This is a genomic window from Crossiella sp. CA-258035 (assembly GCF_030064675.1).
GTDB lineage: Bacteria > Actinomycetota > Actinomycetes > Mycobacteriales > Pseudonocardiaceae > Crossiella.
The window spans coordinates 4,057,402-4,078,740 of record NZ_CP116413.1; the positions used below are offsets into that span (position 1 = coordinate 4,057,402).

The 21,339-nt window shown below is 70.1% G+C and carries 21 protein-coding genes; 11 read left to right on the forward strand and 10 right to left on the reverse strand.

What is annotated here, in order from left to right; genetic code table 11:
- Position 1: 1 nt before the first annotated feature.
- Positions 2 to 583 (reverse strand): dienelactone hydrolase family protein, encoded by a 582-nt coding sequence (locus N8J89_RS18485; protein WP_283665609.1) that lies wholly within the window; start codon positions 581 to 583, stop codon positions 2 to 4.
- 102 nt (positions 584 to 685) lie between these two features.
- Between N8J89_RS18485 and N8J89_RS18490 the strand changes: the two genes are divergently transcribed.
- Positions 686 to 871, forward strand: a complete 186-nt coding sequence (locus N8J89_RS18490; protein WP_283665610.1) for a hypothetical protein — start codon at positions 686 to 688, stop codon at positions 869 to 871.
- A gap of 2 nt (positions 872 to 873) precedes the next feature.
- Here N8J89_RS18490 and N8J89_RS18495 read toward each other — a convergent pair whose 3' ends face one another.
- Positions 874 to 1,839, reverse strand: a complete 966-nt coding sequence (locus N8J89_RS18495) for a tetratricopeptide repeat protein (RefSeq protein ID WP_283665611.1) — start codon at positions 1,837 to 1,839, stop codon at positions 874 to 876.
- Positions 1,840 to 2,086: 247 nt separating this feature from the next.
- Here N8J89_RS18495 and N8J89_RS18500 point away from each other — a divergent pair, with 247 nt between their 5' ends.
- Positions 2,087 to 3,784: a cellulase family glycosylhydrolase gene (locus tag N8J89_RS18500; protein ID WP_283665612.1), complete on the forward strand. Its 1,698-nt coding sequence runs from the start codon at positions 2,087 to 2,089 to the stop codon at positions 3,782 to 3,784.
- Between the two features lie 57 nt (positions 3,785 to 3,841).
- Here N8J89_RS18500 and N8J89_RS18505 read toward each other — a convergent pair whose 3' ends face one another.
- Positions 3,842 to 4,150 carry a hypothetical protein gene (locus N8J89_RS18505; protein ID WP_283665613.1) on the reverse strand — a complete coding sequence of 103 codons (309 nt, stop codon included), beginning with the start codon at positions 4,148 to 4,150 and terminating at the stop codon, positions 3,842 to 3,844.
- 271 nt (positions 4,151 to 4,421) lie between these two features.
- On the opposite strand from N8J89_RS18505, the gene N8J89_RS18510 reads away from it, so the two are divergent.
- A complete protein-coding gene (locus N8J89_RS18510; RefSeq protein ID WP_283665614.1) occupies positions 4,422 to 5,405 on the forward strand; it encodes an aldo/keto reductase in 984 nt (327 codons plus the stop codon).
- 32 nt (positions 5,406 to 5,437) lie between these two features.
- Here the strand turns inward: N8J89_RS18510 and N8J89_RS18515 are convergent, their stop codons facing one another.
- Both N8J89_RS18515 and N8J89_RS18520 read right to left on the reverse strand, forming a co-directional pair.
- Positions 5,438 to 6,193, reverse strand: a complete 756-nt coding sequence (locus N8J89_RS18515; RefSeq protein ID WP_283665615.1) for an SDR family oxidoreductase — start codon at positions 6,191 to 6,193, stop codon at positions 5,438 to 5,440.
- A 9-nt stretch (positions 6,194 to 6,202) separates the two neighbouring features.
- Positions 6,203 to 6,610 (reverse strand): RidA family protein, encoded by a 408-nt coding sequence (locus tag N8J89_RS18520; RefSeq protein WP_283665616.1) that lies wholly within the window; start codon positions 6,608 to 6,610, stop codon positions 6,203 to 6,205.
- 95 nt (positions 6,611 to 6,705) lie between these two features.
- Between N8J89_RS18520 and N8J89_RS18525 the strand changes: the two genes are divergently transcribed.
- Together N8J89_RS18525 and N8J89_RS18530 are read left to right on the forward strand one after the other, a co-directional pair.
- Positions 6,706 to 7,089, forward strand: coding sequence for a winged helix-turn-helix transcriptional regulator (locus tag N8J89_RS18525; protein ID WP_283665617.1), 384 nt, complete (start codon positions 6,706 to 6,708; stop codon positions 7,087 to 7,089).
- An 11-nt stretch (positions 7,090 to 7,100) separates the two neighbouring features.
- On the forward strand, positions 7,101 to 7,574 hold the full coding sequence (locus N8J89_RS18530) for a GNAT family N-acetyltransferase (RefSeq protein WP_283665618.1): 474 nt from the start codon (positions 7,101 to 7,103) through the stop codon (positions 7,572 to 7,574).
- Between the two features lie 115 nt (positions 7,575 to 7,689).
- Here the strand turns inward: N8J89_RS18530 and bdeA are convergent, their stop codons facing one another.
- Together bdeA and N8J89_RS18540 are read right to left on the reverse strand one after the other, a co-directional pair.
- Positions 7,690 to 8,562: a bis(hydroxyethyl) terephthalate hydrolase gene (gene bdeA / locus N8J89_RS18535; RefSeq protein WP_283666194.1), complete on the reverse strand. Its 873-nt coding sequence runs from the start codon at positions 8,560 to 8,562 to the stop codon at positions 7,690 to 7,692.
- A gap of 286 nt (positions 8,563 to 8,848) precedes the next feature.
- The gene (locus tag N8J89_RS18540; RefSeq protein WP_283665619.1) at positions 8,849 to 9,859 is read right to left on the reverse strand and encodes an RNA polymerase subunit sigma-70; all 1,011 of its coding nucleotides are present in this window, start codon (positions 9,857 to 9,859) and stop codon (positions 8,849 to 8,851) included.
- A 72-nt stretch (positions 9,860 to 9,931) separates the two neighbouring features.
- On the opposite strand from N8J89_RS18540, the gene N8J89_RS18545 reads away from it, so the two are divergent.
- A complete protein-coding gene (locus N8J89_RS18545) occupies positions 9,932 to 10,582 on the forward strand; it encodes a maleylpyruvate isomerase family mycothiol-dependent enzyme (protein WP_283665620.1) in 651 nt (216 codons plus the stop codon).
- Positions 10,583 to 10,652: 70 nt separating this feature from the next.
- Here the strand turns inward: N8J89_RS18545 and N8J89_RS18550 are convergent, their stop codons facing one another.
- Together N8J89_RS18550 and N8J89_RS18555 are read right to left on the reverse strand one after the other, a co-directional pair.
- Positions 10,653 to 11,843 (reverse strand): cytochrome P450, encoded by a 1,191-nt coding sequence (locus N8J89_RS18550; protein ID WP_283665621.1) that lies wholly within the window; start codon positions 11,841 to 11,843, stop codon positions 10,653 to 10,655.
- On the reverse strand, positions 11,840 to 13,747 hold the full coding sequence (locus N8J89_RS18555) for a B12-binding domain-containing radical SAM protein (protein WP_283665622.1): 1,908 nt from the start codon (positions 13,745 to 13,747) through the stop codon (positions 11,840 to 11,842). Before N8J89_RS18555 ends, N8J89_RS18550 begins: the two co-directional genes overlap by 4 nt.
- A 203-nt stretch (positions 13,748 to 13,950) precedes the next feature.
- Here N8J89_RS18555 and N8J89_RS18560 point away from each other — a divergent pair, with 203 nt between their 5' ends.
- From N8J89_RS18560 to N8J89_RS18580, 5 genes are read left to right on the forward strand one after another with little or no spacing between them, the layout of a single operon-like run.
- Positions 13,951 to 15,141, forward strand: coding sequence for a cytochrome P450 (locus tag N8J89_RS18560; RefSeq protein ID WP_283665623.1), 1,191 nt, complete (start codon positions 13,951 to 13,953; stop codon positions 15,139 to 15,141).
- 14 nt (positions 15,142 to 15,155) lie between these two features.
- Positions 15,156 to 16,313, forward strand: a complete 1,158-nt coding sequence (locus N8J89_RS18565) for a cytochrome P450 (protein WP_283665624.1) — start codon at positions 15,156 to 15,158, stop codon at positions 16,311 to 16,313.
- Between the two features lie 42 nt (positions 16,314 to 16,355).
- Positions 16,356 to 18,305 (forward strand): KedN5 family methylcobalamin-dependent radical SAM C-methyltransferase, encoded by a 1,950-nt coding sequence (locus tag N8J89_RS18570; RefSeq protein ID WP_283665625.1) that lies wholly within the window; start codon positions 16,356 to 16,358, stop codon positions 18,303 to 18,305.
- Positions 18,298 to 19,002 (forward strand): class I SAM-dependent methyltransferase, encoded by a 705-nt coding sequence (locus tag N8J89_RS18575; protein WP_283665626.1) that lies wholly within the window; start codon positions 18,298 to 18,300, stop codon positions 19,000 to 19,002. Before N8J89_RS18570 ends, N8J89_RS18575 begins: the two co-directional genes overlap by 8 nt.
- The gene (locus N8J89_RS18580) at positions 18,999 to 20,231 is read left to right on the forward strand and encodes a cytochrome P450 (RefSeq protein WP_283665627.1); all 1,233 of its coding nucleotides are present in this window, start codon (positions 18,999 to 19,001) and stop codon (positions 20,229 to 20,231) included. The genes N8J89_RS18575 and N8J89_RS18580 overlap by 4 nt, the downstream gene beginning before the upstream one ends.
- On the opposite strand, the gene N8J89_RS18585 is transcribed toward N8J89_RS18580, so the two are convergent.
- Positions 20,152 to 21,327 (reverse strand): FAD-dependent monooxygenase, encoded by a 1,176-nt coding sequence (locus N8J89_RS18585; protein ID WP_283665628.1) that lies wholly within the window; start codon positions 21,325 to 21,327, stop codon positions 20,152 to 20,154. The genes N8J89_RS18580 and N8J89_RS18585 overlap by 80 nt on opposite strands.
- Between the last annotated feature and the right edge of the window lie 12 nt (positions 21,328 to 21,339).

Below are 21,339 nucleotides of genomic sequence, written 5' to 3' on the forward strand. Positions count from 1 at the left end.
GTCAGGACACCGAGCGCAGGAAGGTCAGGGTGCGCTCCAGCAGCAGCGCGGCGGCGGCCGGGTCGTAGGAGTCGAGGGTGGCGTCGGCGAAGTAGTGCTGGTCGCCCGGGTAGAGGAACAGCTCGGCCGGGGCCACCGCCGAGGCGACCAGGTCCCGGGCCGCGTCCAGGTCGCCCTCATCGGCGAAGAACGGGTCCGCGTCCATGCCGTGCACCTGCACCGGCACCTCGGCCGGCCAGGTCGGGCTGAACTCGGTGACCGGCACGCACGAGTAGTAGAGCAGCGCGCCGCGAGCGCCCGGCCGGGTCTGGGCCAGCATCTGCGCGGGCAGCACGCCCAGGGAGAACCCGGCGTAGACCAGCTCGGCAGGCAGGTCCGCCACCGCCGCCGCGCCGCGGTTGACGGCCTCGCCGAACCCGATCTGCCGCACGTGCGCCATGCCCTCGTCCAGGGTGGCGAAGGTGTGGCCCTCGAACAGGTCCGGCGTGTGCACGGTGTGCCCGTCCTGGCGCAGCTGGTCGGCGAAACCGGTGATCCCCTGGGTACGGCCCAGGGCGTGGTGGAACAGGACTACCTCGGCCATGACAACCCCCTGTTTGGGCGGACGATGAAGTCACTACGGTAGGGCTTTCCAGGTCCGCGCTGTCCCACAATGGTCAGACCATCGACCCTGGGGAGAGCGGAAGTGGCGGACTTCGCCTGGTTGCACGGCCGAGCGGAGGAGCTGGTCGCCGCCGTCGAGCGCGGGGACGCCGCCCGCGCCTGGCAGCTGGTGGCGCACGCCAAGGCCGAGGGCGGGATGGCCGCCGCCGAGCACCTGATGGTCGAGCTGTGCGCCAGGGTCCGGATGGTGGCCGACCACAATGCCTGAGGTCAGCCGCGGCGCGCGCCCAGCTCGGCGAGCAGTTCCTCGCTGGCCCGGCAGTGCCGGTGCCGCTCGCCCAGCACCCGTCGGCGCATCGGCAGCAGCTCGCGCAGCCGGTCCACCGCCAGGCCGGTCCGGCCGCAGGCGGCCTCCCAGTAGGCCAGCTCGTGCCAGCTGAGCAAGGTCCGCGGATGCCATGGCCCCTGTGACTTCCGGCGGCGGGCCAGCAGATCGGTGAGCATCGCGGCGGCCCGGTCCGGGCTGCCGGCCAGGCCGAGGCAGCGGGCCAGCTCGTGCCAGCTGCCCAGGGTGGTCGGGTGTTCGGTGCCCAGCACCCGGCCCTGCGCCCGGCAGATCCGTTGCAGGCGGGCGGCGGCGGACCTCGGATCGCCCAGCCTGCCCTGGAGTTTGGCCAGTTCGCGCGCGGTGACCAGGGTGTCGGGGTGGTCGGGACCGAACAGCTCGGTGCGCAGCGCGAGCAGTCCGGCCAGCATCTCCTGGGCCTGGCCCTGGTGGCCGGTCTCGGCGAGCCAGTAGGCCAGGCGGTGCCGGGTGCGAAGGGTGGCCGGGTGCTGCTCGCCGAGCACCTTGGCGCGCACCGGCAGCAGGGTGCGGCACAGCTCCGCGGCCCGGTGCACGTCGCCGGCCTCACCGCTCCAGTAGCCGAGGCTGTGCCAGCTGCGCAGGGTGTGCGGGTGCTCGGGGCCGAAACAGGCGCGGAAGCGGGACAGCAGCTCGTCGAACTCCGCGGCGGCCAGCACCGGATCACCGGCCTCACCGGCCCAGCGCGCGGAGAGGTCCCTGGTCAGCAGGCTCTGCTGGTGCCCGGCGCCGAAGCGGTCCTCGCACTCGGCGACCAGCCGGTGCAAGGCGGAGGCCGCCTCCCCGGCCTGTCCGCCGCGGCCCAGCGCGTCGGCGAGCTCCCGGCGCGCGGGCAACGTCAGTTCCCGGCCTGCTGTGCCTTCCGGTTCCACCACTGCCTCCCGTGCCGCCCACCCGGAACGGGGGAGCCTAGCGCGCCGGACGCGGGGGAATCACAAGATCGCGAATATCGGTTTCGGATCAGCTCGGTTGCGCGAATGCGGCGGCGGGTCCGCCCGGATGGGCTCGCTCGTCCGGCCCTACGCCGAATGTATTGACAACAAACGAAACGTAGGAAACCTTACTAACTATCGCCGCCGCGTTTTGCACGTCCCATCCCTGACATGTGGGAGGCATCCCGTGGCACTTCGCCCCCGATTACTCACCCTGGTCGCGGCCTTGGCCGTGGCCGCGCCGGCCCAGGCCATCGCCGGCGCCGCCGTGGTGACCGAGTACCAGGCCGAGAGCGCGAGCATCTCGCGCGGCCTGGTCGAGTCCAACCACGCCGGGTTCACCGGATCCGGCTTCGTCAACTTCGACAACACCACCGGCAGCCACGTCGAGTTCACGGTGAACGCGGCCACGGCTGGCCCGGCCAAGCTGACCTTCCGCTACGCCAACGGGACCAGCGCCAACCGGCCGCTGAACGTCACCGTGAACGGCCAGTCCGCGGTCAGCGGACTCGCCTTCCCCGGCACCGGCGCCTGGACCACCTGGCGCACCGCCACCGCGACGGTCACCCTGGCCGCGGGGCAGAACAAGGTCCGCGGCACCGCGACCACCGCCAACGGCGGCCCCAACCTGGACCGGCTGGACGCCGACGTGGCCACCGGTGACCCGGACGTCGAAGCGCCCACCGTGCCCGGCAACCTGCGCGCCACCGGCGTCACGGGCACCAGCGTGACCCTGGCCTGGGACGCCTCCACCGACAACGTGGCCGTCGCGGGCTACGAGGTCCAGCGCGACGGCGTGGTGGCAGGCAGCCCGAGCGGCACCGGCACCACGATCAGCGGCCTGTCGCCGAACACCGGCTACACCTTCGCGGTGCGGGCCAAGGACGCGGCGGGCAACCTGTCCGGCTGGAGCGCGAGCATCACGGTCAAGACCGGCGCCGGTGGCGGCCGACCGGCGGACATCAACGGCCAGCTGCACGTCTGCGGCGTGAAGCTGTGCAACCAGTACGGCAAGCCGATCCAGCTGCGCGGCATGAGCACGCACGGCATCCAGTGGTACAGCCAGTGCGTGAAGACGGCCTCGCTGGACGCGCTGGCCACCGACTGGGGCGGCGACATCCTGCGGATCGCCATGTACATCCAGGAAGGCGGCTACCAGACCGATCCGCGCAAGTTCACCGACATGGTGCACGGCTACATCGAGGAGGCCACCAAGCGCGGCATGTACGCCCTGGTCGACTGGCACCAGCTGACCCCAGGTGACCCGAACGCCAACACCGCGCTGGCCAAGACCTTCTTCACCGAGATCGCCCAGCGGCACAAGGACAAGACCAACATCATCTACGACATCGCCAACGAGCCCAACGGGGTCGCCTGGTCCCGGATCAAGACCTACGCCGAGGAGCTGATCCCGGTGATCCGGGCGCAGGACCCCGACGGCGTGGTGTTCGTCGGCACGCACGGCTGGGGCTCGCTCGGGGTCTCCGACGGCCGCAACGAGCGGGACGTCATCGACAACCCGATCAGGGCCACCAACTTCATGTACACGTTCCACTTCTACGCCGCCTCGCACAAGGACGAGTACTTCAACACCCTGCAGCGGGCGGCCAGCCAGATCCCGATCTTCATCACCGAGTTCGGCACCCAGACCTCCAGTGGTGACGGCGGGAACGACTTCACCATGTCCGCCAGGTACCTGGACTTCCTGGCCGCCAACAAGATCGGCTGGACGAACTGGAACTTCTCCGACGACAGCCGCTCTGGCGCGGTGTTCAAGCCGGGCACCTGCGCCGGGTCGAACTTCACCGGCACCGGCGTGCTGAAGCCGGCCGGTGCCTGGATCCGGGACCGGATGCGGACCCCGGACGAGTTCCCGGCCAGCTGAACCGAGGCGGGTGGCGGTCGCGTGCCGCGGCGGCCACCCGCGCTCGTTCACGTTGCCTCAGGCGGAGAACGAGCCGGTGCCCGGTGCGACGTGCGAGCCGTAGCCTGGTCTGACGGTGAGCGAGGGTGTCATGCAGAACGGGTCGGCGTAGATCCGCACTGTCTCGTCGGTGTCGTTGATCAGCACGTGCGCCGCTATGGGGAGTTTGACGCAGCCGTCCGGGTTCTTGTACTCCCGTACCTCCTGCACCTCCACCGAGAAGACGAACACCCGGCCGGTCGCGGCGGCGGCAGGGGGAGCGGCGACCACCGCCGTGAGCAGCATGCTGGGGACCATCAGCAACGCCGTGGACAGCGACCTGCGCATGACTCTACCTCCCTGGGAGTGACCGACCTGAAACGCAGAGTAGGCGCGGTGTCGTCGGCGGGGGAGGTGCGGCGCGGAGTTCGACCCGGCTGAGCACGAGGTTGAATCGCCTGTGCGACAACGCCTTTCACGCCCAGTGGCTGATGTCCCGAGTGGAGGGTCGGCACCGCCGCCGGAGCGGGTGAGCCCGCACCGTGGTGTTGTTTACCTGGGCAACTCGGCGGTCCCCGATAATGAGGGCCGCATCCGGGCGGACGAAGGAGCACACACGGTGGAGCAGCGAGTACTGGGCCGCACCGGCAGGCAGGTCGGCGTGGTCGGACTGGGCGCGTGGCAGCTGGGCGCGGACTGGGGCGAGGTGGACGAGGACCAGGCCCTCGCGGTGCTGGCCGCCGCGGTCGAGTCCGGGGTGACCCTGATCGACACCGCCGACGTCTACGGCGACGGCCGCAGCGAACGCCTGATCGGCCGGTTCCTGAGGTCCCACGGCGGCGACGGGATCACCGTGGCCACCAAGATGGGCCGCCGGGTCGAGCAGGTCCCGGCCAACTACACCCTGGACAACTTCCGCGCCTGGACCGACCGCTCCCGGGCCAACCTCGGCGTGGACACCCTGGACCTGGTCCAGCTGCACTGCCCGCCCACCGCGGTCTTCTCCTCGGACGAGGTCTTCGACGACCTGGACACCCTGGTCGCGGAGAAGCGGATCGCCGCCTACGGCGTCAGCGTGGAGACCAGGGCCGAGGCGCTGACCGCGATCGCCCGCCCCGGCGTGGCCAGCGTGCAGATCATCCTCAACATGCTCCGGCTGGGTCCGCTCGCCGAGGTGCTGCCCGCCGCGGCGGCGGCCGGGGTCGGCATCCTGGCCAGGGTGCCGCTGGCCAGTGGCCTGCTTTCCGGGCGGTACCACGAGAACACCACCTTCGCCGAGAACGACCACCGCACCTACAACCGGCACGGCGAGGCATTCGACGTCGGCGAGACCTTCTCCGGCGTGGACTTCTCCGTTGGCCTGCAAGCGGTCCGGCGACTGGCCCCGCTGGTGCCCGAGGGTGCGACCATGGCCCAGTTCGCGCTGCGCTGGATCATCGACCAGCCGGGGGTGAGCGTGGTGATCCCCGGTGCGCGCAACGCCGAACAGGCCAAGGGCAACGCGGCCGCGGCGGAGCTGACCCCGCTGGGCGAGGACGCGCTGGCCACCGTGCGGGCGGTCTACGAGGAGCTGATCGCGCCGCAGATCGCCGACCGCTGGTAGCTCCCCCTCGGCTGACCCCGGGCGGTCCGGGGTCAGCCGCGGCCGATCAGCGGCATGGTCGTGGCCATCACGGTGATGGTCTGCACGTTGGCCGACAACGGAAGTCCGGCCATGTAGCGCACCGCCCCGGCCACGTGCGCCACGTCCATGGTCGGCTCCGGCGCCACCGAGCCGTCGGCCTGGAGCACGCCGGAGCTCATCCGCTCGGTCAGCTCGGTGGCCGCGTTGCCGATGTCGATCTGCCCGCAGGCGATGTCGAAAGCCCTGCCCTCCAAGGAGATCGACTTGGTCAGGCCGGTGATCGCGTGCTTGGTGGCGTTGTAGGCGATCGCGTTCGGCCGGGGGACCTGGGCGGAGATCGAGCCGTTGTTGATGATGCGGCCACCGCGCGGGCGCTGCTCGCTCATCACCCGGAACGCCGCGCGGGCGCACAGGAACGCGCCGGTGAGGTTGGTGTCCAGCACCCGCTGCCACTGTTCGAGGGAGAACTCGGCCAGCGGCGTGGCGGGCGCGTTGACCCCGGCGTTGTTGAACAGCACGTCGACCCGGCCCCAGCGCTCGCGCACCGCCTCGAACAGCGCGTCCACCGACGCCGGATCGGTGACATCGGTCGGGGCCACCAGCACCGCGTCCGACTCCGCCGCGGTCTCCCGCAGCGCCCCGGCCCGCCTGCCCGCCAGCGCGACCCGGTGCCCGGCGGCGAGCAGTTCGCGGGCCACCGCGCGGCCGATGCCCGAGCCCGCGCCGGTGACCACCGAGACCGGGGCGGCGTGCTGTGGGGTTGCCATGGGATCTGTCTAGTCCAGGACGGCGGTGGCTTCCACCTCGATCAGGTGTTCGGGCACGTCCAGCGCGGCCACGCCGATCAGCGTGCCCGGCGGCACCGGAGTCACGCCAAGGGCCGCGGCGGCCCGGCCGATGCCGTCCATGAGCTGGGGCATCTTGTCCGGGGTCCAGTCCACGACGTAGATGGTCATCTTCGCCACGTCGGCGAACGTGCCACCCACCTCGGCCAGTGCGGTGGCGACGTTGCGGTAGCACTGCTCGACCTGTGCGGCCAGGTCACCGGGGCCGACGGTGACCCCGTCGGCGTCCCAGGCGACCTGACCCGCCAGGAAGACCAGCCGGGATCCGGTCGCGACGGCGACCTGGTGGTAGGCGTCGACCTCGGGCAGTCCGCTGGGGTTGACCAGGGTGATGGCCATGCTCGCTCCTCCGTGCTCTCTTGCGGTTACTGGAGAACCGTAGGAGAGTGACCGCTGACCTGGAAGAACGCACTTTCGAGTGACTGGGGAACTTTTTGGTGACCAAGCAATACGCGGGCACGTCCGAGGAGCAGGCGGACCTGATGCGCGCGGACTCGCTGGCGCGGGAGATCTTCTCCGACATCGCGAACAAGTGGGCGCTGCTGATCATCGAGGTGATCGGGGACGGCACGCTGCGCTTCGGCGAGGTGCGGGACCGGGTGCAGGGCATCAGCCACAAGATGCTCACCCAGAACCTGCGCCTGCTGGAGCGCAACGGGTTGGTCGAGCGGTTCGTGCACCCCACCGTGCCGCCGAAGGTCGAGTACACCCTCACCGAGGCCGGGCGCGGGCTGCGTGCGACGGTGGACGGCATGTGCGCGTGGACCCGCCGGTTCCTCGGCCACATCGAGCAGTCCCGCCGCCGCTTCGACGCCTGAAGGAGAACGCTGTGAGCACCGTGGCCCTGCGCCCGGTCCAGGACACCGACCTGGACGCCCTGTTCGAGCAGATGCGCGACCCCGAGGCGGTGCGGATGGCCGCCTTCACCGCCAGGGACCCCGACGACCGCGCGGCCTTCGACGCGCACATGCACAAGCTGCGCACCTCGCCGGAGGTCACCCTGCGCGCGGTGACCAGCGACGGCCGGCTGGTCGGCACCATCGGCAACTTCGTGATGGACGGCGACACCGAGGTCACCTACTGGATCGACCGCTCGGCCTGGGGACAGGGCATCGCCAGCCGGGCACTGGCCCTGGTGCTGGCCGAGCTGCTGGTGCGGCCGGTGTACGCGCGGGCGGCCAGCGACAACCTGGGCTCGCTGCGGGTGCTGCACAAGGCGGGTTTTGTGGCCATCGGCACGGAGGTCGCCTACGCCGCCGCCAGGGACGCCGAGATCGAGGAAACCGTGCTGCGCCTGGACTAGTGGCGGTCAGGACCGGCTGGCGGGCAGGGCGGGGGCACTGGTGCTCGTGGTCGCCAACTCTGTTGCTGAGCGGGAGCAGGCCCCGTACCGCCACCAGGGGCCTGCTCCCCAACGCTCAACCCTGGTGCGGACAGTTGCCGCGGTACTCCGAGATCGCACTGCCACTGGGAAGCGGGCACAGGAACTGCTCGTAGCGGGTGTCGTTGTCCACGAACCGCTTGAGCCAGGAGATGCTGTACTTGGCGATGGTCACGTTCGCCATGTTCGGGGCGAGGTGACTGGCGCCGGCCAGCTCCAGGTACGCCCTGTCCAGAGTGGACGGAAGGCTGGCGTAGAAGGGTTCGGCGTGCGCGGCGACACTCGCCACCGAGTCACGCTCCGCGCCGATGATCAGCGTGGGCGTCCGCACGGAGGACCAGTTCTTGGTGCCGTTCCAGGGTGTCAGCGGAATCGCCGCCTGCAACGCGGGCCGGTCCTTCGCCGCCTCCAGGCTGCCACCCCCGCCCATGGAATGCCCCATCACTCCCAGCCGGGAGCCATCGATGCGCCCACGGACCGAACTGCTCTGTGTGAGGTAGTCCAGCGCGGCCAGGAGCTGGTCCCCCCGCGCGGCGGGCTGGTCGTAACGGCCGAGGGTGTCAATCGTGAAGATCACGAAGCCCTGGGACGCGAGACGCGGGCCGAACCACGACATGCTGGACTGACTCGCGGTGAAGCCGGGCGCGACCGCGACAGCGCCGAAGGTGCCCTGACTGGTGTCGGTGGGGTAGTAGATCGTGCCGCCACCGAAGCCACGTACCGCGGTCGCCGACACCCGCGTCTCGGCGGTCTGGAACGGGCCGCGCGCGGCCTCGATGCTCGCGACGGTCGGCGCGGGACCGCGCTCGTAGGGATTTTCCGCACCAGGTCGCGCCTGAACCGCAGGCGCGACCAACAGACTGAGCGTCACAGCCAACGCGGCGGCCGGACGGAGACGAGCAAGAGTCATGACACTCGCGCTTTCATTCGCAGGGGAGATGGCCGTCCCCAGGGGACTCCGCGGCGAGCGGACCACAGCCTTGCCGACACAACCGCACTCACGGCATGCTGTGACCCACATCACCGAACCGGTTGATCCGGCATCCGAAACAGCAGGGACATTTCGGAACAACCGAGAGTTTCCCTTGTGGCGCAACGCATGTCCACGGGACTACTACTTTCCGCACACCGCTGATATCGCTCCCACTCCGGATGTTCACCCGAATGACAAATCCCTTCAACAACGCTCGCGGTCGCTACACCTGGGCCGGTCCGGGCAGCGCTGCGGGCAGCCCGAACGGCGGGAAGTGGCCGGCGCCGATGAAGGACGTGATCGTGGCGATCAGGCCGTGCCGGGCGGTGAAGGCGGTGATGGACCACGGCTGGTGGCTCGCCTCCGGGTGCTCGCCGAGGTAGAAGGCGACGGCGGGCAGTCCGTTGGCGGTGGTGAGCAGGTAGCGCCAGCTGGGACAGCGGGTCATCGGCACCTCGACCGCGAAGTCCACGACGGCCTCGCGGCCGCGGTACCAGTGTGGCAGCGGCGGCATGGTCCAGGTGACGTCCGCGCACAGCAGCGCGAGCAGCGCGTCGGGATCGCCGTTGATCAGGGCGTCGGCGAAGCCGGTGGCCAACTGGCGCAACCGGCCGTCGTCGGTCGATGGGGGCGAGGACCCCGGCAGCTTCGCCTCGAGCGTCCTCCTGGCGCGGGCGATGGCGGAGCTGACCGACGTGGCGGAGGTCTTCATGATCTCGGCGATCTCGGCGGAGGAGAAGCCGAGCACCTCGGCCAGCACCAGTGCCGCGCGCTGGTTGCCGGGCAGGTGCTGCAGGGCGGCCACGAACGCCAGCTCCACCGACTCGCGGCGCAGGTACCGGTCGTCGGCGGCATTCCCTGGATAGGGGCCGAGCCAGGCCACGTCGGTGACCGGGTCGTTTCCTTCGACCACGGCCCGTTCGCTGGCCGGGCCGAGGTCCATCGGCAGGGCTCGCCTGCCCCGCGCCTCGGCCAGGTCGAGGCTGGTGCGGGTGGCCACGGTGTAGAGCCAGGTGCGCAGCGAGCTGCGGCCCTCGAACCGCCCGAACGCGCGCCAGGCCCGCAACAGGGCGTCCTGCAGGGCGTCGTCGGCGTCGTGCACCGAGCCGAGGATGCGGTAGCAGTACGCGCGCAGTTCGGTGTGCAACGGCGCCACCAGGCGGGTGAACGCGGCCTCGTCACCGGCGCGTGCGCGCTCGACGTCGGCGACCTGCGCGGAAAGAGTGTCGTCCATCACCGACGATTCTGCCCGACGGCCGCGGTCTCACCCCGTGACAGCACTGATCAGCGAGAAAGGACCACCACGATGGCCGACCCCCGCAGCCGCCCCGCCGAGATCTGGCCGTTGGTGCACGCCGAACGCGCCGCCCTCGCCACCGACCTGACGCACCTCGCCGACGAGCAGTGGTCCACCCGTTCGCTGTGCAGCGAGCTGTCCGTGCGCGAGGTGCTGGCCCACCTGACCTCCGCGGCGAACCTGAACGGCCTGCGCTGGTTCGCCGGGGTGGTGCGCTGCCGCTTCGACTTCGACAAGCAGGTGGCCATGCGCCTGGCCGAACAGCTCGGCGACTCTCCCGCCGAGACACTGGAACGCTTCCGCCGCGCCGTCACCAGCACGACCAAGCCGCCACTGCCGGTCCTCGCGCTGCTCGGCGAGACGATCGTGCACGGCGAGGACATCCGCCAGCCGCTGGGGATCCAGCACGACTCCCCGATCTCGACGCTCACCCTGGTCGCCGAGTACTACCGGAGCACCGACCAGGTGGTCGTTGCCAGGAAACGGGTCGAGGGCCTGCGGCTGGTCGCCACGGACGGCCCCTTCACCGCGGGGGAAGGGTCGCTGGTGTCCGGCCGCACCCTTGCGCTGATCATGGCCATGACCGGTCGCGCCGGGTTCTGCGATGAGCTGCACGGGGACGGGGTTTCCACCCTGCGCGAGCGTTCGCCGCGTACCTGAGCAGCGCGAAACCTGGCCAGGACTCCGGTGTCCCGGCCAGGTTCCGCACTGTCGAACTAGCCTTGTCGCGTCACCACTTCACCGGCAGGCTCACCAGGCCGCCGGGCAGCAGGTTGTCCAGGAGTTCCAGCTCCTCCACCGGCACCGCCAGCTCCAGGTTCGGGAAGCGCTGGAACAACCGGCTGAACACCGCCTCCAGCTCCACCCGGGCCAGCGTGGCGCCGATGCACAGGTGCCGTCCGCTGCCGAAGGACAGGTGGGAGTTGGGTTCGCGGGTGACGTCGAAGGTGTCCGGGTCGGTGAAGAAGCGCGGGTCCCGGTTGGCGGCGATGCCGCTGATCAGCACCGCGTCACCGAAGTTGATGGTGACATCGCCCATCTTGATCTCGTCCCTGGCATAGCGGACGAAGTTGCCGCCGCCGGCGTCGGTGAAGCGCAGCATCTCCTCCACCGCGGACTCCACCAGCGAGGGGTCCTCCACCAGGCGCTTGCGCTGCTCGGGATAGGTGAGCATGTGCAGGGTGCCGAACTCCACCAGCACCACGGTGGTCATGTGCCCGGCGAAGAGCAGGCCGGTGGCCAGACCGACCGCGTAGTCCATGTTCAGCTTGCCCTCGTTGTAGGCGCGGGCGATGTCGGAGATCACGTCCTCGCCCGGGTTCGTGCGGCGCGCCTCGATGAGGGAACCGGTGTAGGCGCGCAGCTCGGTGAGCTGTTCCAGGGAGTGCTCGCCGTTGAACATGTCGGCCGCGCCCTCGGACCAGATGCGGAACTGGTCGCGGTCCTCGTAGGGCACGCCGAGCAGCTCGCAGATCACCAGCACCGGCAACGGGAACGCGAGCTCCTGATGCAGGTCGGCCGGCGGCGTCTTCTTGGCCATCTCGTCGAGCAGGTCGTCGACCAGGCCGCCGATGCGCGGCCGCAGCATGCGCATCCGCTTGGCGGAGAAGGAACCGCCGAGCAGGGAGCGCATCAGGGTGTGGTCGTAGTCCTCGGTCTCGTAGGTGCCGACCGGACCGCCCATCATGGCCGACTCGCTGACCTTCGCCGCGTTGGCCGGGTCCGGGTGCGAGCGGATCAGGCGGTGGTCGGTGAACAGCGACTTGGCCTCTTCGTAGCGGGTGACCAGCCAGGCCTCGTCGCCCATCATGGTGCGCACCTTGGTGATCGGGCGCTCGGCCTGGAGCTGCCGCAGCATCGGCGGGATGTCCAGGATGGTGGGGCGGTCGAAGGGGAGGGCGGGCATGTCCTGGGTGGTCATCGGGCGTCTCCCGTCAGTGCGGTGTCACAGACCTGGTACTCGGGCAGCATGTCCAGCATCTGCTCCAGCAAGTTGGCGCAGTACAGGCCGTTGGCGAGCGAGTCGTTCTCATCCGTGCAGACCTGCTTGTTCTTCCCGGTGAAGTCCAGGCGCACCCGGTGTGCCGAGGGATCGTCCAGCAGTTCGCGCTCGACCAGCTCGGCGACCAGGTGCGGCGGCAGGTCCACGGTCACGTGGTGCTCGCCCATCTCGAAGATGTTCATCTCCTTCAACGGAACTCCCGGTTCCTGCACCGGTTCGATGTAGGGGTAGGGCCGGGCCACCATGTCCAGCTCGAACAGCGCGCGCACGGTCGGGTCCGACCACCACGGCTGCGCCGAGGCGAACTCGTGCATCAGCCGGTCCGCCTCCTGCCGGTGGCTGTGCTGGATCTGGTGGGCCACCATGCCGCCGTTGCTGTACTCGTAGTGGTCCAGGGTCTCCACCGAGCGCTTGATGTAGCGGGCGAGCTCGTACTCCTGGTGTTCCCGGTAGAAGGCCACCACCGCCCAGAACAGCTCGTCGAAGGACATGATGCCCTTGCGGTCCAGGTAGCTGGAGACGAAGAACAGCCCGCGCGAGTCGTAGACCGACAGCAGCGCGTACCAGAACCACACGCCCTCGTCGTACTGCTCCCGGTTGACCCACTTGGTGCGCACCACCAGCTCGGCCTCGCCGACCGGGTTGGGCACCCGCTCGGTGTGCACGCCGAAGAGCTCGCGCTGCTCGTAGATCGGCGTGTTGTGCAGCAACAGCTGCGGGTACACGTTGATCATGTCGGCGCCGGTGCGGCACAGCTGCACGATTCCGTCCACATAGGACCCCAGGGTCTCCCCGGGCAGCGGCCAGATCAGCTCGATGAAGGAGGGGATGTTCCTGGCCCGCAGGTCGCGCTGGAGCTCGGAGTAGGTCTCCCGCTTGATGTTCTTGCGCTCGATCAGGGTGAGCGCCTCGTCGCTGACGCTCTGCAGGGAGATCGGCTGGCGGGTGATCAGCCCACCGCGCAACAGGATGTCCACGATCTTGGACACCCGCTCCGGGCTGTTCTTGGCCGACTGGATGGTCACCCAGTACGGGAACCCGTACTTCTCCTTGCACTCCACGATGTACTCGGTCAGCTCCACATCGCGTGCGGACAGGCCCCAGTTGGCATCGGCGATCATGACCGCGTAGATGTTGTTCTTGGCGATCCACTCGATGTCGGCCTTGACCCGGTCCATCTCGAAGCGGTGCACCTTGTCGTTGGTGGCCGCGCCCCAGTAGCAGAACCCGCAGCGGAACGGGCAGCCGCGGTTGGTCTCCAGCACCGCCACGTGGTAGGTCGAGTCGGTGAACAGGTTGGCCACGAACGGGCTCGGCACCTCGGTGAGCTCCTTGATCCGCGCGGCCGGCAGGGTGGTGGTCACCCGGCCGTCCCGGCGGAAGCTCAGCCCCGGCACCTTGCCCAGGTCCGGCGACTCGTTCGCCAGTTCACGCAGGTACTCCTGGAAGGTGATCTCGCCTTCGCCGTTGCACACCGCCACGTTGTGCGCGCCCGGCGGGATGTAGTCCTCGCCGTGGTTCATCACCTGCGGGCCGCCCAGCAGGTACTGCGCGTTGGGCCGCAGGCGCACCAGGTCCTCCAGCACCTCGCGCACCAGCTTGCCGTTCCAGATGTAGCAGCTGAACGCGTAGATGTCGCAGTCCAGCTCGGCCAGCTCGGCCACCAGCGCCACCCGGCCGTCCGAGGTGTGCCGGGAAAGGATCTCGAACTCGTACTTCTGTGCGACCACCTCGTCCTGTCGGGCGTAACTCTGGAGGTATCCGGATACCAGCGGGAGGAAGCTGTGCCAGGAGTGGATCTCCACTAGCGCCACGGTTGTCATCTCGGTGTGCCTCCGTCCACTGGACTTGCAGCCCAAGGCGATGTCGGCCCGGAGCCTACGGACGCCCGCTTGGCGCCCGGCTGCACCAGAGCTGGACGCGGGCCCCGGTCCGCTCCAGTGCGGGTGCAGCCGCATGACCAGCGCCGTTCTCTAGCGTCAGCACTCGAATCCGGATCCGGCGACGGCGGTGTGAGGAGACGTGCATGAGCGCACCCGAGCGGGCCCCCGCTGTGTCCCTGCCCCTGGCCCAGCCCTCGATCACCGAGCCACCAGCGGAGTACGCCCGGCTGCAGGCGGAGTGCCCGGTGGCCAGGGTGGTCACCGAGAACGGCACGCACGCCTGGATGGTGACCCGGTACGAGGACGTGCGCTTCGTGCTGGCCGACCCCAGGTTCAGCATCCGCTTCGCCGGCGCGGCCAGTGACAACGCCGAGGATGCTCCCGAGGAGTCGCTGTTCCAGGACCCGCCAGGGCACAGCCGGTTGCGCCGACTGGTCGGCCGGGCGTTCACCGCCCGCCGGATGGCCGACCTGCGGCCCGCGGTGCGGCGCACCGCCGAACGGCTGGCCGCGGAGATGGCCGATGACTACCCGCCCGCTGAGCTGGTCAGTGACTTCGCCTTCCCGTTGTCCATCAACGTGATCAGCGAGCTGCTCGGCGTGCCCACTCCGGACCGGGCGGACTTCCGCGCCTGGTCCGAGGCGGTGATCAGCCTGACCGCGCACACCCCTGAGGAGATCGGCGCGGCCTGGAACAACCTCCAGGGTTATGTGGCCGAGCTGATCGAGGCCAAGCGCCGCGACCCCGGCAGCGACCTGATGAGCGCGCTGATCGCGGTGCGGGACAACGAGGACGACAAGCTCAGCACCGGCGAGCTGCGCACCATGGCGGTCACCCTGCTGGTGGCCGGGCACGTCAGCACGGTCAACGCGATCACCATGGGCATGCTCACCCTGCTCACCAACCGCGCCCAGTACGACCGCCTGGTGGCCGATCCCGGGCTGATCGAGGGCGCGGTGGAGGAGATCCTGCGCTGCCAGTTCGGCAAACGCGGCCTGATGCGCATCGCCAAGGACGACGTCCAGGTCGGCGAGGCGCTGATCCGCAAGGGCGACACCGTCTTCGCCGAGCTGGGCGCGGCCAACGTCGACGCCAGCCTGTTCCCCGAACCGGCCCGGTTCGACATCACCCGGCCGGAGAACCCGCACCTGGCGTTCGGCCACGGCATCCACCACTGCCTCGGCGCCGCGCTGGGGCGGATGGAACTGCACGTGACGCTGGAAGTGCTCAGCTCGGCCTTCCCGCTGATGCGCACCGTGCTGCCGGTGGAGCGGATCCCGCTGCGCACCGGCCTGCTCGACCAGAGCCCCGCCGCCCTGCTCGTGACCTGGTAACGAAGGAGACGCCGATGGGGGCACCGCCCTTCCCGTTCGCCCGCCCGTCCGTCACCGAACCGCCGGTGGAGTACGCGCGGCTGCGCGCGCAGGAGCCGGTCAGCCGGGTCACCACCAACTCCGGGGAACCGGCCTGGCTGGTCACCCGCTACGAGGACGTCCGGTTCGTGCTCTCCGACCTGCGCTTCGGCGTGCGCGCCCCGGGCGCGGCCGCGGCCACCGAGGACTCGCTGTTCCAGGACCCGCCGGGGCACACCCGGCTGCGCCGCCTGGTGTCCAAGGCCTTCACCGTGCGCGGGGTGGAAGCCTTGCGCCCCAAGGTGCAGGCCCTGGCCAAGCAGCTGGCCGGTGACCTGCGCGCGGCCGGTCCGCCCGCCGACCTGGTGGAGATCTTCGCCTTCCCCATGTCCATCGGGGTGATCACCGAGCTGCTCGGCGTGCCCGTGGTCGACCAGGCCGACTTCCGGCGCTGGTCGGAGGCGATCCTCTCGCTGGACGCCTTCAGCCAGGAGGAGGTGATGGCCGCGGGCAAGAGCCTGGACGAGTACTGCGCCGGGCTGATCGCGGACAAGCAGCGCAACCCGGGGCCTGACCTGCTCAGCGACCTGATCGCGGTGCGTGAGCAGGACAACGACCGGCTCAACGACCGGGAGCTGCTCACCATGGCGGAGAGCATCCTGATCGCCGGGTACGTCACCGCGGGCAACACCATCGGCCTGGGCGCGCTCACCCTGCTCACCCACCCCGAGGACTACCAGGCCCTGGTGGACGACCCGGAGCTGGTGCCGGGCGCGATCGAGGAGATCCTGCGCTACGCCTCGGAGATCGGCGGCCTGGTCCGGATCGCGCAGGACGACGTGCGCATCGGCGAGGTGCTGATCAAGGCCGGGGACATGGTGATCGCGCCACCGGCCTGCGCCAACCGGGACGAGCGCCGCTTCCCCAACCCCGGCCGGTTCGACCGCACCCGCCCCGGCAACCTGCACCTGGCCTTCGGGCACGGCGTGCACCACTGCCTCGGCGCCGCGGTGGGGCGGCTGGAGCTCCAGGTGGCCTTCACCGAGCTGGCCACCAGCTTTCCCGGGCTGCGCCTGGCCGTGCCGGTGGAGGAGCTGCCGCAGCGGGCCGGACTGCTCGACCAGGGACCCAGCGCGCTGCCGGTGGCCTGGTGACCACGCACTGTCTACTTCGGACACACAGGTGAGGACGAGCCGATGACGCGGAGACAGGTGTGGTTGATCCAGCAGGGCATCTGGGAGATGGCCCTGGAGTCCATGCCGCTGGCTGCCGGCTATCTCAAGGCGACCGCGCTGCAGGACGAGAAGCTGGCCGCGAACTTCGACATCAAGATCATCAACTTTGACGGTGGCAAGACGCTGTTCGGCATGGCCAGCGAGCTCTTCGCCGGCGAGGCCCCGGACATCATCGCCTTCTCGGTGCTGGGCTGGAACTTCCGCTCCTTCGCCGCGCTGGCCGAGACCTACAAGCAGCTCAAGCCGGACGGCTGGGTGGTCTTCGGCGGCAACCACGTGGCCAACCAGGCCAAACGGGTCTTCGGCATGTTCCCGGACGTGGACATCGTGGTCAACGGCGAGGGCGAGTTCACCTTCTGCGACCTGCTGCACGCGCACCTGGACGGCAAGGCGCGCAACGAGCTCGGCGGCATCCTGGGCATCTCCTTCCAGAGCGGCCACGGTGGGTACGTCACCACCGAGGAACGGCCGCGGATCGAGGACCTGGACGCCATCGCCTCCCCGGTGCTCACCGGCACCCTGGAGCTCACCGACGACGAGGGCAACTTCCGCTACGACGTGGCGCTGATGGAGACCAACCGCGGCTGCCCCTACCGCTGCTCCTTCTGCTACTGGGGCGGCGCGGTCGGCCAGCGGGTGCGGGCCTTCTCCAGGGAACGGCTGCGCCAGGAGGTGGAGCTCTTCGCCAAGCACAAGGTGCACACCATCGTCATGTGCGACGCCAACTTCGGCATGCTGCCCATCGACCTGGAGTTCGTCGAGGACGTCATCGAGATCCGGCAGCGGCTCGGCTTCCCCAAGAGCATCGAGACCTCCTGGGCCAAGAACAAGTCCAAGCTGTTCTACCAGATCGTCAGCGCGATGAAGGAAGCCGGACTGCACAGCTCGTTCACCCTGGCCCTGCAGACCCTCAACCCGGACGCGCTGGAGGGCATGCAGCGGCGCAACATGAAGGTCAACGACTGGGAGAGCCTGGCCGAATGGCTCGGCAAGGAAGGCATGGCCTGCTACGCCGAGCTGATCTGGGGCGCGCCGGGGGAGACCGTGGAGTCCTTCATGGAGGGCTACGACCGGCTGGCCAACCACGTCTCCAGGGTCGCGGTCTACCCGATGCTGATCCTGCCCAACACCGCGTATGCGGAGAAGCGGGCCGAACACGGGCTGATCACGGTGCGCGGCAACAACGACGACTTCATGTACCTGATCGCGCACAACACGATGACCCCGCAGGACAACCGGTACATGCACCGGTTCATCTTCTTCTCCAGGCTGGTCGCGGAGAACCCGGTGTTCCGGTTCCTCTGGGGACCGCTGCGCGAGCTCGGCGGGCTCACCCAGTCCGAGACGATCCGCTCGCTGATCGACTGGTTCGAGCGCAGCACCGACCCGGCGGCCGAGCCGTTCCAGCACGGGCTGAACAGCTCCTTCACCGACTCCGACGTGCTGGGCCCGGTGGTGGAGTACGTCTACGGCACGGTGGAGGCCAAGGAGGAGCTGCGCCGCTGGTGGCGTGAGTCGATGCTGCCCAGGGTGCCGAGTGAGCACGTGGCCCTGCTGGACAACGCCTTCGAGTACGACCTGCTCACCCTGCCCGCCTATTCCAGCCCCGGCCGGGAGCCCTCACCGTTGTACGCCAACGAGACCCTGCCGCTGGTGGAGGTCGAGGGCGACATGTTCCACGTGCGGCACAACGTGACCATCGCCTGCGACGTGCCCGCGATGTGCCTGGCGCTGCGGCGCGGGGAGTCCTACGCGCACACCGTGGGGGAGCAGGAGACCTCGCTGTACTACAAGGCCGGCGCCCGCAACTTCGTCACCTCCACCAACCACGAGGAGATCGTCTACTACATGGGCAGGCTGGCGCGAGAGATGTTCAGTGACAACCGGAGAGGCGTGGTGTCCCATGACTGACCGCTATTCCTACATGGCCCAGTACCACGAGCTCTTCGCCTTGCCGTACAAGGAGCCCACCCAGCGCGCGGTGGCCAAGGCGGTGGCCGACTGCGCCAACGGCGTGCTGGAGATGGGCGCGGGCACCGGCCTGGTCACCGAGACCATCGCCGATGCCTGCCCCGGCGAGGTCTTCGCGGTGGAACCGGCCGCGCCGATGCGCGCGGTGCTGATGTCCCGGCTGGCCCGCAGGCCCGACCTGCAACGGCGGGTCACCGTGCTGCCGCAGGACGCGGTGACGGTGAAGCTGCCGGTGAAGGTGGACGCGGTGGTGCTGATCAGCATGCTGCTCTGCTTCTCCCCGGAACGCCGCGCCCAGCTGTGGCGGGTCTGCCGCGAGTCGCTCAACCCCGGCGGCCTGCTGGTGCAGGACCGGCCCGAACCCGCCACCGCCGACCCGATCGCGCCGGCCGCGGGCAGCCTCCAGGTGGGCCGGGCCCGCTACGACATCGAGTACGCGGGCGTGCCCGCCGGTGACGGCGTGCTGCGGCTGAGCTGGTCCTACCGGATCACCGTGTGCGATGAGGAGGGCATCGAGGAGCGGGAGGAGATCGACGCCTACCCGATCAGCGAGGAGGAGCTCAACGCCGAGCTGGACGAGGCCGGGTTCGAGCGTGCCGACGCCCCCGACGGGCTGCTCGGCTGGCGCCTGCGATGACCGCCGATCCCGCGACCGAGGCGCGGGCCTTCCCGTTCTCCGCGGAGGGCCTGCGCCTGGATCCGCTCTACCAGCGCCTGCGCCAGGAGGAGCCGGTGCTGAAGGTGCGGCTGCCCTTCGGCGAGCAGGCCTGGCTGGTGACCCGCTACCAGGACGCGAAACTCGTGCTGGTGGACCCCCGGTTCTCCAGGGCGGCCATGCACGGCCGCGACGTGCCGCGCTCCATGCCCTACAACTCCACCACCGGCATCGTCACCATGGACCCGCCGCAGCACAGCCGGGTGCGCACGCTGGTGGCCCGCGCCTTCACCCAGCGCCGCGCGGAAGCCTTGCGCCCCAGGGCGATCGAGGTCGCCGAGGAGCTACTGGACGAGATGCTGGCGGCGGGGCCGGCGCAGGACCTCGTTGCGCGGTACTCACTTCCGCTGACCAACACGCTGATCTCGGAGGTGCTGGGCATCCCCCGGGAGGACCAGGACCAGTTCCGCGAGTGGTCGGACATGGCGCTCTCGGCCGCGGTCAGCCCGGAGGAGTCCGAGCGGGTGGCCGGCCAGATGTGGGACTACCTGGAGACCTTCCTGCGCCGTCGCCGCAGCGAGCGGACCGACGACGTGCTCGGCGCGATGGTCACCAAGGGCGAGGACGAGCTGCCCGAGCACGAGCTGATCATGCTGGCGATGACCGTGCTGGTGGCCGGGTACGAGACCACCGCCTCGCACATCCCCAACTTCGCCTACGTGCTGCTGACCGACCAGCCGCTGCTGGACTCCCTGCGCGCGGACCGGGAGCTGATCCCGGCCGCGGTGGAGGAGCTGCTGCGCTGGGTGCCGCTGGAGGCGGGCGCCGGGCTGCCCCGGTACGCCACCGAGGACATCGAGATCGGCGGCGTGCTGATCAGGGCGGGGGAGCCGGTGCTGGTCGATCCGGCCGCAGCCAACCACGATCCGGCCGTGTTCGCCTGCCCGGAGAAGGTGGACTTCCACCGGGTGGACAACCCGCACCTGGCCTTCAGCCACGGCCCGCACCACTGCCTGGGCGCCTCGGTGGCCCGGATGGTGTTGCAGGTCGCGCTGGACCGGCTGCTGCTGCGGCTGCCGGACCTCCGGCTGGCGGTGCCGGAGGACCAGCTGGCCTGGAAGTCGCAGATGCTCATCCGCGGGCTGACGGCGCTGCCGGTGACCTGGACGGCGGCCACCAGTCCACCGAACCGTCCAGTGCCCGCGCGGTGACCGAGGCGGGCAGCAGCCCGCCGAACCGGATGCCCAGGTTCCGCGCGGCCACCGCGGGCGGCCAGGTCCACTGCCCGGCCAGGCCGACCCGCCGGGACCGCCGGGCCAGCGCCACCGCCCTGGGCAGCCGCAGCGCGGTGTACTCCGCCAGCGCACTGTCCAGATCGGACACCCGGTCGGCGGGCAGCAGCAGGCCGAGGGTGACCGCGTCCTCCATGGCCAGGCAGGCCGGTCCGATGTTGGGGGTCATGGCATGCGCGGCGTCACCGACCAGCACGATCCGTCCACTGTGGAACGCGGGCAGCGGCGTGGCCAGCTCGGCCACGTCGTGGTGCAGCACCTGTCCCGGCTGCACCGCGGCCAGCAGCTCGGGGATCGGCGCGTGCCAGTGCCCGAACCGCCGCAGCACCGCCTGACGCTCGTCCCGCTCCCGTTCCCTCGGCGGGGCAACGGAGTTCGCGGACAGGTGCAGCAACCCGTCCGGCAGGTGCATCAAGCCGAAGCGGGTGCCCCGGCCCCAGGTCTCGGTGGCCTCGACCAGGTAGTCCGGCACCGGCACCACCATCCGCCAGCTGGTGTACCCGGCGTAGACCGGCCCGGGGTGCGCCGGGAACAGCGCAGTCCGCAGCCTGGAGCCGATCCCGTCGGCGGCCACCACCAGATCCGCGCCCAGCTCGCCTTCGCTGGTGTGCACCACCCCGTCCCGGGTCGCCGAGGTCACCGTCACCCCGGTGCGCAGCGACCCGGCGGGCAAGGCCTCGGCCAGCATCGTGATGATGTCCCTGCGGTGCAGGCCCACCACCGGATCGCCGAAGCGGGCCCGGATGAAGGCCAGGTCGGAGCGGGCCAGCCAGCGCCCGTCCGGCCGCCGGATGCCCCCGGTCTCCTGCACCGCCCCGCGCTCGCGCACCGCGTCGCCGAGACCGAGCACGTCCAAGGCGCGCAACGCGTTCGGCGTCAGGCCGAGACCCGCGCCGAGCGGTTCCAGCACCGGCGCCCGGTCGAACACGCTCACCCGCCAGCCGTTCTGGTGCAGGGCCACCGCACTGGTCAGCCCCGCCACCCCCGCCCCGGCGATCACCGCGTGCGGGGTCATGACCGTTCCCCG

Bases quoted from the DNA above. Each gene is read 5' to 3' on its own strand.
- N8J89_RS18485 (WP_283665609.1), bottom strand. From the start codon at position 583: ATGGCCGAGGTAGTCCTGTTCCACCACGCCCTGGGCCGTACCCAGGGG.
- N8J89_RS18505 (WP_283665613.1), bottom strand. From the start codon at position 4,150: ATGCGCAGGTCGCTGTCCACGGCGTTGCTGATGGTCCCCAGCATGCTG.
- N8J89_RS18515 (WP_283665615.1), bottom strand. From the start codon at position 6,193: ATGGCAACCCCACAGCACGCCGCCCCGGTCTCGGTGGTCACCGGCGCG.
- N8J89_RS18520 (WP_283665616.1), bottom strand. From the start codon at position 6,610: ATGGCCATCACCCTGGTCAACCCCAGCGGACTGCCCGAGGTCGACGCC.
- bdeA (WP_283666194.1), bottom strand. From the start codon at position 8,562: ATGACTCTTGCTCGTCTCCGTCCGGCCGCCGCGTTGGCTGTGACGCTC.
- N8J89_RS18540 (WP_283665619.1), bottom strand. From the start codon at position 9,859: ATGGACGACACTCTTTCCGCGCAGGTCGCCGACGTCGAGCGCGCACGC.
- N8J89_RS18545 (WP_283665620.1), top strand. From the start codon at position 9,932: ATGGCCGACCCCCGCAGCCGCCCCGCCGAGATCTGGCCGTTGGTGCAC.
- N8J89_RS18550 (WP_283665621.1), bottom strand. From the start codon at position 11,843: ATGACCACCCAGGACATGCCCGCCCTCCCCTTCGACCGCCCCACCATC.
- N8J89_RS18555 (WP_283665622.1), bottom strand. From the start codon at position 13,747: ATGACAACCGTGGCGCTAGTGGAGATCCACTCCTGGCACAGCTTCCTC.
- N8J89_RS18560 (WP_283665623.1), top strand. From the start codon at position 13,951: ATGAGCGCACCCGAGCGGGCCCCCGCTGTGTCCCTGCCCCTGGCCCAG.
- N8J89_RS18565 (WP_283665624.1), top strand. From the start codon at position 15,156: ATGGGGGCACCGCCCTTCCCGTTCGCCCGCCCGTCCGTCACCGAACCG.
- N8J89_RS18570 (WP_283665625.1), top strand. From the start codon at position 16,356: ATGACGCGGAGACAGGTGTGGTTGATCCAGCAGGGCATCTGGGAGATG.
- N8J89_RS18575 (WP_283665626.1), top strand. From the start codon at position 18,298: ATGACTGACCGCTATTCCTACATGGCCCAGTACCACGAGCTCTTCGCC.
- N8J89_RS18580 (WP_283665627.1), top strand. From the start codon at position 18,999: ATGACCGCCGATCCCGCGACCGAGGCGCGGGCCTTCCCGTTCTCCGCG.
- N8J89_RS18585 (WP_283665628.1), bottom strand. From the start codon at position 21,327: ATGACCCCGCACGCGGTGATCGCCGGGGCGGGGGTGGCGGGGCTGACC.